At 47.1% G+C, this 19,631-nt stretch carries 13 protein-coding genes and 1 pseudogene; 11 read left to right on the plus strand and 3 right to left on the minus strand.

Going from position 1 to position 19,631, the window contains the following annotated elements; translation table 11 throughout:
* Positions 1-133 precede the first annotated feature (133 nt).
* Genes ygfK through ASV53_RS06670 form a run of 5 tightly spaced genes read left to right on the plus strand, consistent with a single transcriptional unit; the run spans position 134 to position 8,156 of the window.
* Positions 134-3,250: a putative selenate reductase subunit YgfK gene (gene ygfK, locus ASV53_RS06650; RefSeq protein ID WP_094956528.1), complete on the plus strand. Its 3,117-nt coding sequence runs from the start codon at positions 134-136 to the stop codon at positions 3,248-3,250.
* A 14-nt stretch (positions 3,251-3,264) separates the two neighbouring features.
* Complete coding sequence (gene ssnA / locus ASV53_RS06655; RefSeq protein ID WP_094956529.1) at positions 3,265-4,593, plus strand: putative aminohydrolase SsnA; 1,329 nt, start codon at positions 3,265-3,267, stop codon at positions 4,591-4,593.
* 14 nt (positions 4,594-4,607) lie between these two features.
* Positions 4,608-6,809 (plus strand): xanthine dehydrogenase family protein molybdopterin-binding subunit, encoded by a 2,202-nt coding sequence (locus tag ASV53_RS06660; RefSeq protein ID WP_094956530.1) that lies wholly within the window; start codon positions 4,608-4,610, stop codon positions 6,807-6,809.
* On the plus strand, positions 6,799-7,269 hold the full coding sequence (locus ASV53_RS06665) for a (2Fe-2S)-binding protein (protein ID WP_083541001.1): 471 nt from the start codon (positions 6,799-6,801) through the stop codon (positions 7,267-7,269). The genes ASV53_RS06660 and ASV53_RS06665 overlap by 11 nt, the downstream gene beginning before the upstream one ends.
* The gene (locus ASV53_RS06670; protein WP_094956531.1) at positions 7,263-8,156 is read left to right on the plus strand and encodes an FAD binding domain-containing protein; all 894 of its coding nucleotides are present in this window, start codon (positions 7,263-7,265) and stop codon (positions 8,154-8,156) included. The genes ASV53_RS06665 and ASV53_RS06670 overlap by 7 nt, the downstream gene beginning before the upstream one ends.
* Positions 8,157-8,294: 138 nt before the next feature.
* On the opposite strand, the gene ASV53_RS06675 is transcribed toward ASV53_RS06670, so the two are convergent.
* On the minus strand, positions 8,295-8,633 hold the full coding sequence (locus tag ASV53_RS06675) for a hypothetical protein (protein WP_062691515.1): 339 nt from the start codon (positions 8,631-8,633) through the stop codon (positions 8,295-8,297).
* 249 nt (positions 8,634-8,882) lie between these two features.
* Positions 8,883-9,674, minus strand: a complete 792-nt coding sequence (locus ASV53_RS06680) for a phytanoyl-CoA dioxygenase family protein (protein WP_094956532.1) — start codon at positions 9,672-9,674, stop codon at positions 8,883-8,885.
* A gap of 356 nt (positions 9,675-10,030) precedes the next feature.
* On the opposite strand from ASV53_RS06680, the gene ASV53_RS06685 reads away from it, so the two are divergent.
* Positions 10,031-10,525, plus strand: a complete 495-nt coding sequence (locus ASV53_RS06685; RefSeq protein ID WP_094956533.1) for a YcxB family protein — start codon at positions 10,031-10,033, stop codon at positions 10,523-10,525.
* Between the two features lie 27 nt (positions 10,526-10,552).
* Here ASV53_RS06685 and ASV53_RS06690 read toward each other — a convergent pair.
* Positions 10,553-10,804 (minus strand): annotated as a pseudogene (locus ASV53_RS06690) (CIA30 family protein); the annotation flags it as partial.
* A gap of 343 nt (positions 10,805-11,147) precedes the next feature.
* Here ASV53_RS06690 and ygfM point away from each other — a divergent pair.
* From ygfM to ASV53_RS06715, 5 genes are all read left to right on the plus strand, one after another.
* Positions 11,148-11,942, plus strand: a complete 795-nt coding sequence (gene ygfM, locus ASV53_RS06695; protein WP_094956535.1) for a molybdopterin-dependent oxidoreductase FAD-binding subunit — start codon at positions 11,148-11,150, stop codon at positions 11,940-11,942.
* A gap of 2 nt (positions 11,943-11,944) precedes the next feature.
* Positions 11,945-14,815: a molybdopterin-dependent oxidoreductase Mo/Fe-S-binding subunit gene (locus ASV53_RS06700; RefSeq protein WP_094956536.1), complete on the plus strand. Its 2,871-nt coding sequence runs from the start codon at positions 11,945-11,947 to the stop codon at positions 14,813-14,815.
* Positions 14,816-14,952: 137 nt separating this feature from the next.
* Entirely contained in the window at positions 14,953-16,359 is a 1,407-nt protein-coding gene (locus ASV53_RS06705; RefSeq protein ID WP_094956537.1) for a nucleobase:cation symporter-2 family protein, read from the plus strand.
* A gap of 87 nt (positions 16,360-16,446) precedes the next feature.
* Positions 16,447-17,763, plus strand: a complete 1,317-nt coding sequence (gene guaD / locus ASV53_RS06710; RefSeq protein WP_094956538.1) for a guanine deaminase — start codon at positions 16,447-16,449, stop codon at positions 17,761-17,763.
* A gap of 306 nt (positions 17,764-18,069) precedes the next feature.
* Entirely contained in the window at positions 18,070-19,452 is a 1,383-nt protein-coding gene (locus ASV53_RS06715; protein WP_189337839.1) for an NCS2 family permease, read from the plus strand.
* The last annotated feature ends 179 nt before the right edge of the window (positions 19,453-19,631 follow it).

The raw sequence follows: 19,631 nt of genomic DNA on the forward strand, positions 1-19,631 counted from the left end.
AGGTTTTAATAATGTTAAAAAGTTTGGCTTAGTAGTTGCTCTTTAGCTATTAACGTATTTATACGCTTTTGCCCTACACATTGTGTAAATAAACGTGCCTAGAAGAAAAAGAATAACATCAAGGAGATCTATCATGGGAGACATCATGCGTCCCGTTCCGTTCGGTGAGCTACTTAACCGAATGTTTAGTGAATATAAGCAAAGTAAATCTATCTTTGGTATTCCAGAAAAACAGTTCTACCGCAAAGCGAGCAACACTTCGCTGTCGGTATGGGGAGAGTACTGTGAAACCCCTGTTGGCCCAGCAGCTGGACCACATACTCAACTTGCCCAGAATATCATTACATCATGGTTGGCGGGTGGCCGTTTCATGGAGCTGAAAACCGTCCAGAAGCTCGACCAACTTGAGCTAGCAAAGCCATGTATCGATGCGGAAGATGAGTGTTTCAATACCGAATGGTCGACCGAATTTACCCTTATTAAAGCGTATGATGAGTATCTGAAGGCATGGATTGCCTTGCACTTACTGCAAGAAGTCTTTGCGCCGCGAACAGACGGTGAGAATAAGTCATTTATCTTCAATATGAGTGTGGGTTATGACTTGTCTGGGATCCAGACTCCACCAATGCAGAAATATATCCACGATATGCTCGATGCGAGTGAGCACCCCAATTTTGCCAGCTATACCAACGAGCTGAAAGCCTTCATCCAAGATCCCGAGTTTATTCGTGAGTATCAGCTAGAAGAAAAACGCGATCATTTGAATGCCATGATCGATGCGATTCCTGCCCAGTTAACCCGTGGTGTCACCCTTTCTACTATGCACGGTTGTCCTCCTCATGAAATTGAAGCGATTTGTCGCTATATGATTGAAGAAAAGGGGATCAATACATTCGTTAAGCTGAATCCGACGTTATTGGGTTTTGAGCGTGTCCGTGGGATCCTCGACAATGCTGGCTTTGATTATGTCGCACTGAGCGAAGAGTCTTTCAGCCACGATCTACAAATCGAAGCGGCTAAAGAGATGCTGCACCGTTTGGTTGACCTAGGCAAAGAGAAAGGCATCGGCTTTGGTGTCAAGCTCACCAACACCCTAGGGACTCTAAATAAAAAAGGGCGCCTGCCTGATAAAGAAATGTACATGTCTGGCCGTGCCTTGTTCCCGCTGTCTATCAATGTGGCGTTAGAACTGTCCCGCGAATTCAACGGCACACTGCCAATCTCATACTCTGGTGGTGCCAGCAAATTCAATATCCGCGAGATCTTCGAAGCGGGGATCCGTCCTATCACTATGGCGACTGATTTGCTTAAACCTGGTGGTTACCTTCGTTTGGCCGATTGTGCCAAAGAGCTAGAAGGCAGCGACGAGTGGGGCATGGGCAAGGTCGACTTGGTCAAGCTAGAAGCATTAGCGGCAAAATCATTAGATGCTGATTATGTCCAAAAACAATGGCGTGGTCCTGAAGAAATCAGTGTCAAGAAAGCCGTGCCGCTGACTGACTGTTATGTCGCACCTTGTGTGACTGCGTGTCCTATCAGCCAAGATATTCCTGAATATATCCGTTTGATGGGCGAGCATAAGTACACCGAAGCGCTCGAAGTCATCTATGCCCGTAATGCATTGCCTTCTATCACCGGCCATATCTGTGATCACCAGTGTCAGTACAACTGTACCCGTCGTGATTACGAAGGTGCGCTGAATATCCGTGAGATGAAGAAAATCGCCTTGTCCAAAGGCTGGGATGAGTACAAGTCTAAATGGCATGAGCCAAGCCTAGATACGGCCAAACACCCAGTAGCGGTGATCGGTGCTGGTCCTGCAGGACTTTCTGCTGCTTACTTCATGGCGCGTGCGGGTCACCCTGTCACCGTGTTTGAGAGAGAAAAAAATGCTGGTGGGGTGGTGAAAAATATTATCCCTCAGTTCCGTATTCCTGCTGAAGCGATAGAACACGATATCCAGTTCGTGAAAGATCACGGGGTGAATATTGAGTACGGCTGCAACCCAGAGCTGACAGTCGATGCACTTAAACAAAGTGGTTTCAAATATGTCTGCTTGGGTATAGGTGCAGATAAGGGCAACCCAATTGCATTGGCTGGTGGTAACACCAATATCTTCAAGTCGCTGGAATTCCTACGCAGCTTCAATGATGGCGAACTGCAGCAGTTAGGTAAACATGTGGCCGTTGTGGGTGCAGGTAACACCGCAATGGACAGTGCCCGTGCTGCATTGAAAGTACCGGGTGTTGAGAAGGTGACGATTCTTTATCGCCGTACTATCGCGGAAATGCCTGCCTACAAAGAAGAATATGAAGAAGCCGTGGAAGATGGCGTGCAGTTCATGTTCTTGACCAATCCAGAGCAGTTTGAGGCCAATGGTAAGTTGACCGCACGTGTAATGGAATTGGGTGAGCCGGATGAAAAAGGACGTCGCCGCCCTGTTGCCACAGACATGACGATTGAGCTTCAGGTGGATGCCTTGATCACTGCGGTGGGTGAGCAGTCGAACTGCGAAGTGCTTTCTCGCATGGGGATCCCGATGGGAACAGACGGCTGGCCAGTTGTCGACAAAGAGAGCTGTGAAACAGAGGTTGAAAATGTGTTCTTGATGGGTGATGCCCATACAGGTCCATCGTCAATCGTGTCGGCAATCTCAGGTGGCCGTAAAGCGGCAACCGCTATTCTGGCCCGTGAAGCACAGGCCGATGAACAACTTGACGCTAAATCTGATGTTCAGGTAGAAGCGGTATACGCGCGTAAAGGTGATATCCAGGTTAAGTTAATTGCAGCGAATCAGCTGGAAGAAGCGGACCGTGAGGAGTTCATCGATCAAGAAGCAAAACGCTGTTTGGAATGTTCGTACATTTGTAGCAAGTGTGTCGATGTCTGTCCGAACCGTGCCAATATTTCGCTGCCAATTCCAGGCTTCCGTGACCAGTTCCAGACATTACACCTAGATGCGTACTGTAATGAATGTGGTAACTGTGCTCAGTTCTGCCCATGGGATAGCAAGCCGTACAAAGACAAGTTCACGCTATTCAACTTGCGTGAAGACTTTGCCAACAGCACTAATACCGGATTCTTCGTTGATGGTGAGGAAGTGTTGGTTCGCAGTCACAGTGAGATTTATTCCTTCCGTATTAATGAGCAGGGCAACGTGGACATGCCAGAATCGCTAGCTGATGAAGCGACGATTATTAACTATGTCATGGCTAACCACAGCTACCTGCTTGGCAAAGTAGACGTTTAGTGAGGAGTCAGGGAATGTTAGTACTCAGAAACGCAACAGCGGTGCAGTTTGAGCCTGCACTGATCAAAGAAGGCGTCGATATTGTTATTGATGGCGATAAAATCAAGGAAGTTGGAGCCAATTTGGCTGCTAACTACCCTGATGCCGTCATCAAGGATATGGCCGGAAAACTGGTTATGCCGGGCATTGTCTGCTCTCACAATCACTTCTACTCGGGATTAGCGCGCGGGATCATGGCAGATATCAAGCCAAGCCCTGACTTCATTTCGATACTGAAGAACCTGTGGTGGCGAATGGACCGAGCGTTGGATGAAGAAGCGGTGTACTACAGCGGCTTGATTTGTTCACTCGAAGCTATCAAGTGCGGTTGTTCGTCGGTGATTGATCATCATGCATCGCCAAACTATATCGCAGGCTCTCTGAGCACCTTGCGTCAAGGGTTCATGAAGGCGGGCTTGCGTGGCATGACTTGCTTTGAAACCACTGATCGTAACCACGGCATGAAAGAAATGGTGGCAGGCGTTGAAGAAAATATCGCGTTTGCCCAGTTGATTGACAGTGCGAAGGAGAAGGGTGAAGAACCTTACTTAGTCGAAGCCCATATCGGTGCACATGCGCCGTTTACCGTCACCAACGACGGCCTGTCTATGATGGCTGAAGCGGTACAGGCTACGGGTCGTGGGATCCATGTTCATGTGGCAGAAGATCGTTATGACGTGACCCATAGCCACCACCACTATAGCCAAGACATTGTTGAGCGTTTAGATAGTTTCGGCTTGATCAACGAGAAGACGTTACTGGCGCACGGTTTGTTCTTATCCGATAAGGATATTGCCATTCTGAACGGTAAAAACGCTTTCTTGGTCCACAACGCCCGTTCGAATATGAACAACAGTGTGGGTTACAACGACAAACTGACGCGCTTCCAGCATGTCGCACTGGGTACTGATGGTATCGGGGCTGATATGTTTGAAGAGTTGAAGTTCGCCTTCTTCAAACATCGTGATGCGGGTGGTCCGTTATGGCCTGACAGTTTCTTGCGTCATCTATGGAACGGTAATGAAATTTTGGCCCGTAACTTCGGCGCGAAATTCGGTCGCCTAGATGCAGGCAATAAAGCGGATTTAACCATCCTAGATTATACCAGCCCGACGCCATTGGTTGCGGATAACCTCGCGGGTCATGTTGCCTTTGGTTTCAATGCGGGCAATGTGAATAGCGTGGTGGTTGAAGGTCGCTTTGTTTATGAAGATCGAGCGTTCCCGTTCGATGTGGCGCCGATATACGCAGAGGCTCGCAAGGTCGCTAAGCGTTTATGGCAAACCATGGATAAGTTGGATTAATGTGAGATCCCGTTATGGATACGGTAAATACGCGCTTTAAGTGGGAGGAAGCCACAGGAGCTGCGAAATATATTGCCGATCGCCATTACGAGGGGCTATTAGAAGGGCGGTTTTATCGCTCTTCTTGCCCTCGTGGGCTGATTAAATCGGTAACACTTCCATCCTTGCCTGACGGCTACCATATTTTTGGTGCAGATGATGTTCCCGGACAGAATGTGCTGCCAATTGTCGAAATCGACTGGCCAGCGTTTGCTGAGAAAGAAGTGCGGTTTGTCGGTCAGGTGATCTACTTAGTCGTCGGGCCTGATCCCGATGTCGTTGATTCACTTCTCAATGAAATCCATGTCGATTATGAGCCGTTGACACCGGCCTATACCATAGAGCAATCCAAGGCACTGAAAGACGGTGCCATTCACGCTGATAACAATGTTCTTGATAGCCATACGCTGACCAAAGGGGATATTCAATCTGGCTTCGCTAATGCGGTCACCATTATTGAAGAGACCTGCTCTACGAGTTATCAGGAGCATATCTACCTAGAAACGCAAGGGGCGGTTTGCTATCTAAAAGAGGGCAAAGTGGTACTCGAAGGCTCTATGCAGTGCCCTTGGTATGTGCACCATACTATGGCGGTTGTACTGGGCCATGACAATGTTAGGGCGATCCAATGTCCAACCGGTGGCGGATTTGGCGGTAAGGAAGACTTTCCTGATGTGCTTGCAGCGCCATTAGCCGTTGCTGTCGAAAAGTTGCAACAACCAATCAGGCTTATCTTTGAACGTGGGGAAGATATTGCCACCACCTCTAAGCGTCATCCTGTCACTTTCCATTATAAAACCGGTGTTGATGCTAATGGCAAGATTGTTGCCATGGATATCAAGTTCGATGTTAATGCCGGCGCCTACCTGAGCTTATCGGGCATCGTATTGCAACGAACCATCACAACGGCAACCAATGTGTACGACATTCCCAATGTCCGTGTTGAAGGCCATGCTTGGGCAACGAATACCGTGCCGACGGGGGCTTTCCGTGGGTTTGGTTCACCACAAAACTGCTTCTGTATGGAAACCCACATTCACCACGTCGCCAAAAAAATTGATGCTGATCCTGTCACTTTCAAACAACAGCATATGCTGACATCTCAATCCCAATCTCTAACTGGCGCTGAAATATTCGGTGAGTTAGTGCTTGATGAGATGCTGCAAAAAGTGCTCGATATGTCGGATTATCAGCGCAAATCCGCCGAATTTAGCCAAATGGAAGAAACACACCCTGATCGTCTTAAAGGCAAAAGCAAAGGTATAGGATTAGCGATATTCCAGCATGGCTGTGGTTTTGCGGGTGATTTGGAAGACACGCTAGTCAGAGCCAAAGTCAAATTGGTTAAAGAGCCTGACGGTACGGTGCAAATCCTAGCGTCTAATACCGACATAGGCCAAGGGCTAAGCCTGACATTCCGTAAAATCGTGGCAGATACTCTCAATAAACCCATAGATCTTGTTCAGGTTGCAGTGCCCGATACAGGAATAGTTCCCGATTCTGGCCCGACAGTGGCTTCACGTTCGATCTTGATCGTCGGCTATATCCTCGAAAAAGCCGCGAAAAAGCTTAAAAAAACCTGGTTAGAAGGAGAGCGGCAACAGATAGAAGAGGTTTACTGTAAGCCTGACTATCACCAGTGGAATCAAGATACTTACCAAGGTAATGCCTACCAAGCAACCAGCTACGGCGCCAACGTGGTCGAAGTTGAGGTTGATATGGCAACAGGTGAAGCTGAAATTACTGGCGCCTGGGCGGTATATGACATAGGTAAGGCTATCGACGGTACGATTTTTAGAGGCCAGATTGAAGGCGGTTTGGTGCAGGCGCTGGGTTATGGCAGTTGTGAGAAATTAGAGCTCACCCAAGATGGCGTTTTTGCTCAACGCTCAATGGCCGATTATGTTATCCCGACAGCGCTTGATGTTCCAGCTATTGGCAGTGCACTTGTTGATAACCCGTACCCATATGGGCCAAATGGTGCCAAAGGTGGTGGTGAGCTGACGCATAATGGTGGTGCTGCTGCATTTTCTGCTGCGGTTGAGAATGCCATTGGTGTACCACTCTCATCAATACCTGTTACGCCAGAAAAAGTGTGTGAGGCACTTGCTGATGGAAAGAGCACTCAAATTAAGACAATAAGTGCTGGCAATGGAGATCCTATCAATGAAGATTGAATTCTACCTTAATAGCGATCTTGTCGCTGTAGACGTTGAACCAATGCAGTCGCTGCTTCATACCTTACGCGGCACTATGGGGCAAACTGCAACCAAAGAAGGTTGTGGTGAGGGGGAGTGTGGCGCATGTTCTGTGCTGTTCAATGGACGATTGGTCAATGCTTGCATGATGCCTGTCAGTCAAGTTGAGGGCGGTGATGTCATGACGCTTGAGGGGTTACGGCAGACCGAAAAAGGCTTGTGCGTGATCAATGCCTTGCTCGAGGCAAAAGGGGTTCAGTGCGGGTTCTGTACCCCAGGGATGGTCTTAGCGCTTTATGCCTTGCTTGAGGTTGATCCTAATCCTTCTGAACATACTATTCGTACTGCTATTTCAGGCAATCTTTGTCGCTGTACGGGCTATGGGATGATTGTTGAAGCCGCCAAGATCGCCGCGCAAAAAGGAGAGGGCTTATGGTAAACGTCTATCGGCCTGAAACGCTGGCACAGGCATTGGATACCTTGTCGACAGGCAAGATGACAGTGTTCTCTGGGGGCACTGATCTGATGGTTCAGCATGGTGTTAGGGCAGGGATGTCGCCTCGATTTGAGGACGATGTATTGTTTGTCGATAGCATCGATGAATTACAATACATTTTGACAACCGATCACGAAGATGAGAACAATCAAGAGCAAGCTTTATATATTGGCTCTGGTGTTGTTCTGGCCGATATTGAACGCAATCCCTTGGTGCCTTCGATTCTTCGTCAAAGCGTCGCTAAAATTGCGGCACCCGCCTTACGTAATCGTGCCACATTAGCAGGGAATATTTGCAATGCGTCGCCTGCTGCGGATTCATTGCCTGCTTTGTATGCGCTAGATGCGCACGTTGTTTTGTCATCCATTCATGGACAAAGGGAGATGCCACTGAAAGATTTCATTTTAGCGCCAAGGGTTACCGCGCTAAAGCCTGATGAAATGCTCACTCATATCATTATTCCACACTATGATTTGCCAGAAGTGTTTTACCACAAAGTGGGGACAAGAGCGGCTAATGCGCTAAGCAAGTTATCAGTAGCTGGCTTGGCTCGTATCAAGCGTTTTCCAAAGAAAGCGCCGGTGATAGAGGATTGGCGTGTTGCATTCGGTGCGGTTGGACCCACAGTGGTGCGTAGCCGCGAATTGGAGTCTTTGGTTATTGGTCGGTCATTGGAAACATTGGCTAAACCGAAATTTATTGGTCAGGTTGTTGATTGTTATCGCGAAATCATTCGCCCAATAGACGATCAACGATCGACAGCGACCTATCGCCAGCAGGCCTCGCTGAATCTACTCACCCGTTGGTTAGAAACACTGTCACGAAGTTAATTTTACTCTATCTCGTGTTTTCCTTTGTTACTTTAGTTGGGGCCGTTGGCCCCTTTTTTTTGCTGTTTAGTTAACTCAGTTTTGCCCCATTCCTTGCTAGGGATGCCAATTCTCCGATTTCAACTTACTGAATAACTTTCAGTCCATTCGGGTAATAAAGGTTTGCTCGTCATCCACAAAAGCCACAAAGCCGCCGTGATAGATAAACACCCGACCACGCCCCTCAACTAGGCAGGCAAGCTGTGGGTTCAAATCTTCTTCGTTACCTTGGCTTTGAAAAGTGCCGGTATCGGTGATTACGCCGCTGAGTGTAGGCAAATATCCATAAGTGCGCTTTGCTTGATCAATCAGGTTCAATTCGCTGGCGGTAGAGAAGCAAGAGGGGATCGCTCCGGCTTCTTCAATAAATAGAGTTTTCAGTTCTTCAAAAGCGGTAATAACCAGCCAGTCGATGCCGTTAACATGATGGATAAACATTTTTATAAATACCTAGTTTCTCGGTAATTCTGAAACGGAGATTCTATCACTATCAGGGGGAGAACGTAGTAGAGATTTAGTTGTTAAAGGCGGTAATTCTGTGCCATTTCCAGACGTTCACTAGGCCAACTTGAAACACGTTTTTGTCCAAGGTCGCGTTATAGCCAAAGGGCGATACATAAAATTTGTATCGCATTTTTGGTAGCGTAATTTATTGCATTTTTTAATCCGAGTAATCGGAATATCGATTTATGAAGAACACTGCATCGACTTCAGGTGTAGCGTATTCATAAATAATCTTGGGTCAGCAAGATTATTGAGCATTGATTGAGTGGGTAAGCAATCATCATCGACGTAGTCGACATAATCAGCCGCTGAATCAAAAATCAAAATATCCAGCGCCAAACGATCCAATCCGTATAGACCTCGGTGGATCATATCTGCTGAAAACACCAATAAGTCGCCCGCCGCTAACGCAATCTGCTTACCGCCAGAGATGTTATCATTGCTCACTTTGCCATTCACTTCTTGACGAACATTGTACTCTTCTTCATTGTCCCATCGCTTGTGCGTTCCGGGGATGATCTCCATACCTGGCTCATCAAATAAGGGTATGCGAAGGTGCAACACTTGCGTTTCTAGTATGACTTTCATTTGGTCTTCAATGTCATAGTCATATTGACAGTCACGATGCCAGAAGTCTTTTTGCTGCGGACTCACAGGGTTGAAGAACAGTTGCGTATTCATGAACGCGGGGTTTTCCGGTATTACCGCATCGACCACTTCCATGATTTTTTGGGAGCTGATGAAGTCAAAAAGTATGGCTCTATCGTCGCTGGGCAAGTATTCACTTCCCGTAATTAAAGACGAGTTAAACGCTTCTTCTTGATAGAATTCTTCGTTGTCTGCTTTCCATAATTCATGGAATTTCAATACCACTTTTCTAAGCGATGCAATTTGAGTTTCATCGAAATAATTTCTGAGAACAAAGTAACCATGCTCGTCGTAACTGTTACTTAATTGTTGGCTGTTTTCTAACACTGACTACCTTCACACTCTTTGTGCCGTTGACTGAGTACCGTTGACTGACCACGGCGTTCTTTCGCGCATGATGCCAGACTGGCGTCATTCAACCAAGTAACTAATTAGGGGACAGCTAGCGATAGCCTCGTTAAGAAGGGCAACCATTAATCCGTTTCACGGGCTTGTAGTTTCAGAGTCCAAATACCGATTTGGATAGCGAACTGGCTATGCTGAGAGTAGACCCTGTCGGTATTATTGATTTACAAAATAGGATCAAAACAGCTAAAGAAAAGCACCGAGAAGCTATACAATACTCGCGTTGCGAGGTCGCAGCATGGGATACTCATTCATAGAAAACCTCAAAGTAGCCACATATGTCTAAAGATTTTGATTTCACCATAGAATACACCCTCGACAAGTCCTTTTATACCGAGTGTTATGATCAAACTAGCCGTCCTGCTGAATTTCCAAAAGCCTATTTAAAAGGAATACTTTTTCTTATTTTTGGGGTGGTTTTAGTTATATTTGAGTTACTACCCAGCGGCTACGTTGGTTGGTTCTTTATTGTTCTGAGTATTATTGAGGCGCTGAGTGTTTACTTTAAGAGAACCTGGTGGTTATGGCGACAAACATTCAGCATGAGCTTTGGCAGCAAAGTGGTTTTTCATGTTGACGCTAACGGTGTGAATTATAAAAGCGGTAAAAACACCCGTAACATCGCTTGGAGTGACATCGACCAACTTCAACAAAGCGATTTAGGTTTTATCCTTCATATGGGTAAACAGCGCCAATATGTCAGTAAATCTTGCTTAAATGATGAAGTGATCGCGTTCATGGTAGAGCAGCACGCAGTATCAAAAAAGAACTAGCGTCATCACTGGCTATATAGCAATGCATTAGGGGTGATTATATTCACTTGCTTCCTGCGAGCTTTTAAATTGAATCTGGATTAGATTCAGAGCAAAGGGGCCAGGTTGCTTATCGGCAATGAGTAACCCAACTTGTTTAGTATCTTGGGCTGTAAGCTCAGGTGCGTCGCTGAGAAGTCGCCCTCTAAATACCGCTTGAAACTTGTTTAGGTCAAAGACCTTCTCCTGCCGTTGTCCTTTGATGGTAGTAAACTCGTGCTTGTAAGTAATTCTATAACCGCTATCAGGTGATAGTGACAGCACTATCACCGCCATTCATATCATATTGATAGCCCCTGATATTATTTTGATATCACTATGCTCCGTAGTGATAACCGTTATTATTTAGGTGTTTAGGTCGAGAACATTCAACAAATAAAAAGGAATATTTGTCCCGATAGCGATGCTAATTTGGGCTAAATTTCTGACTCCGCTCACGAATATTTTCCTTAGAAGATCAGTTTTAGCAGCTTGGCGTGTTTGTTGCCTTTTAAGTATTTAAGACATTAATAACGTTCCGTAGAGCCATTAGGTTGAACGCATGGTGCAGGAATAACAATGATAATGCGAAAAGGCAATTAATATGATTGAACAATATCTAACGCCTGACACCCCTGCTCAGGCACTTGAATTCAAGCAATTGCATGGCAATGACGCCATTTGGTTTGCTGGGGGATCTAAAATCAATGCAGCACCCACTAAAACTGATAAAACGATAGCTATCTCTTTGGGGAGACTGAATTTATCCCAGATCGAGCAGCAAGGCGATAGTTTACATATAGGTGCGATGTGCCATATCCAGCAGTTGATAGACCATGAACTTGTCCCTGTGGCCTTAAAGCAATCTGCTGCATTTATCTATTCCCGTCATATTCGTAATCAGGCCACCTTGGGTGGTGAGATTGCCGCACGACAGCCAGAGGCATTATTAATACCCAGCCTACTGGCGCTGAAAGCAAAATTGAAACTGGCCAATGGTCAGGAAGTGGATGTTGAAGATTACATCAACAACGATGAGCGAGCGCTTATCGCCACTGTCATTATCCCAGATAGCAGCCTGACTTGTATTGGTTACAACATTGCCCGCTCTGCGGCGGGGCTAGCGATTGTGACTGCAGCAGTATCGATTGATAAGCAAGGAAATAAGGTCATCGCGCTTGATGGCGTTTCGCCGTTGTATCAAGGTGCGGCTCGTCCCGTTCGTCTCCGTGATGTAGAAACGCAAGATTTAAAAGGGGAGCTGCTAGAGCAAGCTGTTGCCGATGCTATTTACCCAGAAGCCGATATTCGCGGCGGTGTGGAATACAAGCGATATATCGCAGGTGTTGTGATCACGGATTTGATGGCTGAATGTCAGCACATGGTAGAGGAGGCATAATCATGACGATTCAATTTACCTTAAATGGCCGTCCTCAATCTTTGGAATGCCGTATTGGCGAAAATGTACAGACATTGCTGCATTCTATGGGTTACCACTCGGTTCGAAATAGCGATGATGGTTGGGGTTATGCGGGGTCAGATGTGATCCTGCTTAATGGCGAATTAATTAACGCCTCCTTGCTGATTGCAGCCCAACTTGAAGGTGCTGAAGTGAAAACAGCGGAAGCCCTTGGCGAGTGGAATCAATTAAGCTTAGTTCAGCGAACGATGATCGATGTGGGCGTGGTGCAATCGGGTTATAACGACCCAGCATTAGCGCTGATCTTGACCGATCTGCTTGAGCGAATTCCGCAGCCAACGCGCGATGAAATTGATGATGCGCTATCTGGGTTGTTTAGCCGAGATGCCGGTTATCAGCAGTTTTATGAAGTGGTTGAATTGGCAGTGAAACGCCTTGACGATCCTGCTTACACTCAACATTTTGCGCCAGAATTTCGTGATGACTTGGCAGTGGTTGGTAAGAACTGTCCGAAGATTGACTCGGCGAAGATGGTGCAGGCCAAACCTTGCTATGTTGAAGATCGCATCCCTGCTAACGCTTGTGTTATTAAGATGCTGAGAAGCCCGCACGCTCATGCTTGGATCAAGCACCTAGATGTGTCTAAGGCCGAAGCACTAACGGGTGTGGTATCTGTGATAACGCACAAAAATTGCCCAGATATTCCTTATACACCCGGTGGCCAGAGTGCACCTGAGCCGTCACCGCTCGATCGCCGTATGTTTGGCCAAAAACTGCGCCATGTGGGTGACCGTGTTGCTGCTGTTGTCGCTGAATCAGTGGAAATAGCAGAGCAGGCATTGACACTGATCGACGTCGAATATGATGTGCTTAAGCCTGTCATGAGTATTGATGAGGCGATGGCCGCTAATGCCCCTATCATTCATAACGAGCCTATCGAATATGGCGTAGGTGCGCCTGATGATTTAGAAGAGCAGAACCGTAACGCCGATCCGCGTGAAGGTAAGTTAATCGTGAATTTCCCGATTGGTTGCTTCCCGCGCAAAAACATTGCCGCTAGTGTTCGCGGCCATATCGGTGATCTCGATAGAGGCTTTGCTGAAGCGGATATGATTATCGAACGTACTTACGAGTCGAAGCAGGTTCAACAACTGCCAGTTGAAACCCATATTTGTTATAGCTATATGGATGGTGATCGTATTGTGATGCACGATTCGACTCAGGTTCCTTGGCACGTGCGCCGCCAGGTAGCCAAAATTCTTGATGTGAAGCAGAACAAAGTACACATCGTTAAAGAGCGTGTCGGTGGCGGATATGGCTCGAAACAAGATATTTTGTTGGAAGATGTGTGTGCATGGGCAACTTGGACCACTGGTCGTCCGGTGTATTTCCACCATACCCGTGAAGAAGAGTTTATCTGTAACTCAACCCGCCACGTTGCCAAAGTGGTAGTGAAACTCGGTGCGAAGAAAGACGGCACACTCACGGCGATTGATATGGATTTCCGTGCCAACACTGGCCCTTACGGAAACCACGCGCTGACCGTGCCATCAAATGGTCCAGCCTTGTCTCTACCTTTGTACCCTTGTGACAATGTGGACTTCAGGGTAACCACGTATTACTCCAATATTTGTCCGACTGGGGCTTATCAGGGTTACGGTGCGCCGAAAGGCAACTATGCACTGACGATGGCGATGGCCGAAATGGCGAAAGAGCTGGGTATTGACCATCTTGATATGGTTGAGAAGAACCGTGTGGTTGAAGGCCAAGAGCTGAAAATCCTAGCGGCTATCGGCGAAGGTAAAATGCCTGCCAGTGCCCCTAAAGTTCACAGCTGTGCCCTTGGGCCTATTTTGCGCGAAGGTCGTAAGTTGATTGAGTGGGACAGCCCGAAACAGGATGACGGCGAATGGAAAGTGGGCCGTGGTGTGGCGATTATCCAGCAAAAATCCGGCATTCCAGATATCGATCAAGCTAACTGCCAAATCAAAATGGCATCGGATGGTACCTTCATTGTTCACTCTGGTGCCGCTGATATAGGGACGGGCCTTGATACTGTGGTAAGCAAACTGACCGCTGAAGTGCTTTGCTGCCCGATGGATGAAATTACGATTCACTCTGGTGATACCGATCATGCTCCGTTTGATAAAGGGGCTTATGCCTCATCTGGAACATGTTTCTCAGGTAATGCGGCCAAGCGAGCAGCTGAAGCGATGCGTGAGAAAATCCTTAAGTGCGGCGCTGAAATGCTGGGTGAACCCGTTGAAGATGTCGCTATTGTGGCGCCAGGCTTGGTGAAAGGTAAGCAGGGAGAAGTGAACTACTTCGATATTGCCCACAAAGCGGAAAGCGGAACAGGGTGGGGGCAATTACTGGCTTCAGGTTGTTTCACCACCCCAGAATTTGCCTTCCCTTATGGCGCAAACTTCGCTGAGGTGGCGGTTAATACGCGTACGGGTGAAATCCGTCTCGATAAGTTCCATGCCTTGCTCGACTGTGGTACGCCCGTTAACCCTGATTTAGCGTTAGGACAGATATACGGTGCCAGTATGCGAGCCATTGGTCACAGCTTATATGAAGAGCTGATTTATGATGAACATGGTGTACCTGTAACGCGAGATTTGAAGAGCTATGGCGCGCCGATGATTGGCGATATCCCTCGCGATTTCAAAGCGGTGTTAGTACCAAGTGACGATCCGGTTGGCCCTTACGGTGCGAAATCGATTTCTGAAATTGGTGTTAACGGTGCCGCTCCAGCGATTGCCAGTGCAATTCATGATGCATGTGGCGTCTGGATTCGAGATTGGCACTTTACACCTGAGAAGGTTCTACACGGTCTGAATAAGCTTTAATCAATGCGAAGGCGGTCATTTCCAGTGGATGGGAATGGCCGTTTTTTTTGTCAGGGTATCGACGGGTAAGCAGGGATAGGCTCTGGTTGATCACGTTGTAAAGGCCCTAGTGTTTCACTGGTACGGATGGAACTGAAATGAAACTGCTTTATAACGTGGAAGATAGACCTCCAATGGGGGCGGCGATCCTTCTTGCCCTTCAGCATATGCTTGCTGCTATGGGGGCTATTATTGCCGTCCCTCTGGTGGTCGGTAGTGCGATTGGCTTACCGACAGATCAAATGGTGATTTTGGTCAATGCGGCTCTGATGGTATCGGGTGTGGTGACTATTATCCAGTGCAAGGGGGTTGGCCCTGTTGGGATCCGACTTCCGGTGGTGATGGGGACCAGCTTTACCTTTGTGGCTATATCAATTTCTATTGGACTGGACTCTGGTATTTCCGGAATATTCGGTGCATCACTGGTTGGTTCGTTAGTGATGATCATTGGTAGCCGTTTCATGCCGCAAATTAGGAAGCTCTTTCCGCCTGTGGTGTCTGGTACCGTGGTGGTCTTGATTGGTCTGACAATTTTGCCTGTGTCTGTCGACTGGTTTGCGGGTGGTTTTGTCGGGCAGGAACATTACGGTCAAATCAATAATTTGATGTTGGGTTTACTGGTGTTGGTTGTGGTGATTGTACTGTCGCAACTTGGTAAAGGACTGGTCTCTGCTGCTGCAATCGTGATCGGAATGATGGTGGGTTACATTGTCGCGATTTTCATGGGAGTGGTGGACTTTACGCCAGTAAAAGAAGCCAAGTTCTTCTCTTTGCCGGAACTATTACCTTTCGGACTCAGTTTTACCGTCAGTGGCGTTATCGGGATGTCTATTGCCTACCTAGTTACCATCATGGAATCGACAGGTGACTTTTTGGCCTTGAGCGATGCAACCCATACCAAGTTGACTGGGAAGAAACTATCAAAAGGGATCTTATGTGATGGTATCGGTAGCGCCCTTGCATCGGTATTTGGTGCAACTCCCTTTTCATCATTCAGCCAGAATGTCGGTATTGTTTCGATTACCGGTGTTGCTAGTCGCCATGTGGTTGCTGTTACTGGTGTGATCATGCTGATTGCAGGTATGTTCCCGAAACTGGGCGGTATTGTAGTCACAATTCCTTCTCCGGTGCTGGGTGGCGCAGGACTTGTGATGTTCGCCATGATCATCTCTGCGGGTATTGGCATCCTGTCACGAATTAACTTTACCAAACGCAATATGCTAATCATCGCTGTCGGGGTTGCCTCGGGCATGGCGGTAACGGTTCGTCCAGAAATCTTAACGTATATGCCAGATTCAGTCCGCGTCATCTTAGGTTCTGGTATTACGACGGGCTCTCTAGTGGCTCTAGGCCTTAATATCGCTCTGGGTATTAACCGTGCTGATGAAGTAGAAAGCGCGAACGAAAAACGCGAAGCGTTGAAAGATCAGATTAAAGAGTGTGAAAAATGTGAAAAAGCATTGGCTGAGGAAGAAGCCGTGCAGTCACGTGAACAGCAAGTTTAAGTTTTAGACAGAACGAATTTAATAAAAATGAGAGCTGGAAAAAACGGTGCCCTACCACTGACCAGCACAGAAAGATAAGAGGTAATTATGGAATATACCCAATCTATTAAAGCAATTAGAGCGTCTATCATGGATATCGCTAGAGTTGTCGACAAACCGGAAGATATAGAGCAGAACGTTCGCTTTATTGAAGATGGTTTGATGTTAGTCGACAACGGGCGTATCGAGTGGGTTGGCGAATGGTCTGAAGGTAAAGATAAAATCCCATCGACTGTTCGTATTCGAAGCTACCCTGGCAAGATTGTCATGCCAGGTTTTGTCGATACCCATATCCACTATCCTCAAGCCGAAATGGTTGGCGCCTATGGCGAACAGCTATTGGAATGGCTGAATAACTACACCTTCCCGACGGAAGCTCGCTATAAAGATAAAGACTACTCGCGAGAAATGTCGACCTTCTTTATCAAACAACTATTACGAAACGGAACGACAACTGCCTTGGTGTTTGGCACGGTTCACCCTGAATCGGTTGATGCACTGTTTGAAGAGGCAGAGAAGATCAATATGCGGATGATCGCCGGAAAGGTGATGATGGACCGCAATGCGCCTGAATATTTGTTAGATACGCCAGAGATAGGTTACAACCAAACCAAAGAATTAATAGAGCGTTGGCATAAACGTGGCCGTTTGCTTTATGCCATTACACCACGTTTCGCACCAACGTCATCACCAGAGCAGTTAGCTATTGCTGGCCGACTCAAAGAGGAATATCCAGACACCTATGTGCACACACATTTGTGTGAGAATCAAAATGAGATTGCTTGGGTGAAGGAGCTTTTTCCTGAGCAAGACGGTTATCTAGATGTTTATCACCATCATGGCCTTACTGGTTCAAAGAGTGTGTTTGCGCATTGTGTCCACCTCGAAGATGAAGAGTGGGATTGTTTGCACAAAACAGATTCAGCTGTCGCCTTCTGCCCAACATCAAACTTGTACCTTGGTAGCGGTTTGTTCAAGTTACAGGAAGCTTGGAAGCGTAAGGTAAAAGTCGGAATGGGGACCGATATCGGTGCGGGGACAACCTTTAATATGCTGCAAACGCTGAACGAAGCTTACAAGATTATGCAGTTGCAACAGCATCGACTTTCGGCGTTCGAAGCATTTTATTTAGCCACTCTAGGGGGAGCAAACTCACTCTCTTTGGATCACTTAATTGGTAACTTCGAGGTGGGTAAAGAGGCTGATTTCGTCATTATCGATCCTTGTTCGACACCATTACAGCAGCTTCGCTATGACAGCTCGCGTAACTTGTCTGATAAATTGTTCATGTTGATGACGTTAGGCGACGACCGAAGCATCTATCGAACCTATGTCGATGGTCGATTAGTGTACGAGAGAGGTTAAATTTCACGCAAACGGTTTCGGTGAAAAATGATTTTTTGACAATGCAGGGTGAGTGAAGCGTATAATCGCCGCCAATTTACCTTGCTCAGCCTCGGTTATTTGCTCTAGGGATATTCCTTATGGGGATTGATGGGTTCTGTTAACTGGGGTTGTGTCGATAAAAGACAGCAACATTTATAGCGTTACGGACAAGTCACAGCCCCAAGAAAGCAATCGATTGCAACGGGGCGGGTTGAGAGGAAGCTCAACGTTTATCGAGGTGTTCAGGCAGCGAGCCGGACACTCAATTTTACAAGGAATTACATCATGTCTGAGAATAGTTCGATTCATCATGAATCCACAGTTGTAGAAGAAGACACATCTCGTAAAGGCGGGTTGGATGGATATTTTAAAATTTCCCAACGCGGTAGTAGCGTAAAACAAGAAGTGGTCGCTGGTTTGACGACATTTCTGGCAATGGTGTATTCGGTCATTGTAGTGCCGAGTATGCTGGGTGCAGCTGGATTTAACCAAGGGGCGGTGTTTATTGCTACTTGTCTAGTTGCTGCGTTTGGTTCACTGCTAATGGGGCTTTGGGCAAACTTGCCGATGGCTATTGGTTGTGCGATCTCCCTTACCGCGTTTACCGCATTTAGTTTGGTGTTAGGGCAGGGGATCAGTATTCCCGTAGCACTAGGTGCCGTGTTCTTAATGGGGGTAGTGTTCACAGCTATTACCGTCACGGGTGTGCGCCAATGGATATTGACTAACTTGCCTTCAGGAATTGCGCACGGAACGGGTATCGGGATTGGTTTGTTTTTGCTACTGATTGCGGCTAATGGTGTTGGTTTGGTGGTGCAAAACCCTCATGCAGGCCTACCTGTCGCATTGGGTGAGTTCACTTCGTTACCTGTCTTGATGTCGATTGTTGGTCTAGCCGCAATTTTCGGTCTTGAGAAGCGTCAAGTTCCCGGTGGTATTCTGCTGGTGATTGTTGCTATTTCTATCTTCGGCCTGATATTCGATCCTAACGTGACTTACCAAGGCCTGTTTGCGATGCCATCGTTTGGTGGGGAAGGTGAGTCGTTATTGGGTACCATGGATATTATGGGGGCATTGAATCCCGTTGTGATCCCAAGTGTGTTGGCATTGGTGATGACGGCTATTTTTGATGCAACTGGTACTATCCGTGCCGTTGCTGGTCAGGCGAAACTATTGGATAAAGACGGTCAAATCATTGATGGTGGTAAAGCACTAACTTCAGATTCCGTTAGTAGTATTTTTGCTGGCTTTGTTGGTGGAGCACCTGCAGCTGTGTATATCGAATCAGCAGCAGGTACTGCCGCTGGTGGTAAAACTGGCCTGACTGCAACGGTTGTTGGTGGCCTGTTTGTATTACTACTGTTCTTGTCGCCACTGAGTTATTTGGTCCCAGCTTACGCTACGGCGCCAGCTTTGATGTACGTTGGTCTGCTAATGATGAGCAACGTAAGCAAGTTGGATATGGCTGACTCAGTCGATGCGCTATCTGGCCTTATGTGCGCAGTATTTATTGTACTAACAGGTAATATCGTTACTGGTATTATGCTTGGCTTTGGTTCTTTGGTGATTGGTCGAGTAGTTTCTGGTGAGGCGAAACGCTTGAATGTCGGAACCGTCATCATTGCCATTGTGTTGGTCGCCTTCTACGCAGGAGGTTGGGCAATTTAGTTTTGACTATGCTCCCTTTAGTTGCTGCCATAGTAAAAGTAGGCAGCAACTGAAGGAGCTTATAAAAGCTGATGAGATCTACCCCCCAGCTTTTATATCGTGATCTAATCCAAGGCCCCCCCTTGGTGAACAGTAATCTTACCTGATACCTTACTCATTGTTGGTATCCATAGTGAGTG

It is taken from the genome of Photobacterium sanguinicancri, from assembly GCF_002265265.1.
Lineage (GTDB): Bacteria > Pseudomonadota > Gammaproteobacteria > Enterobacterales > Vibrionaceae > Photobacterium > Photobacterium sanguinicancri.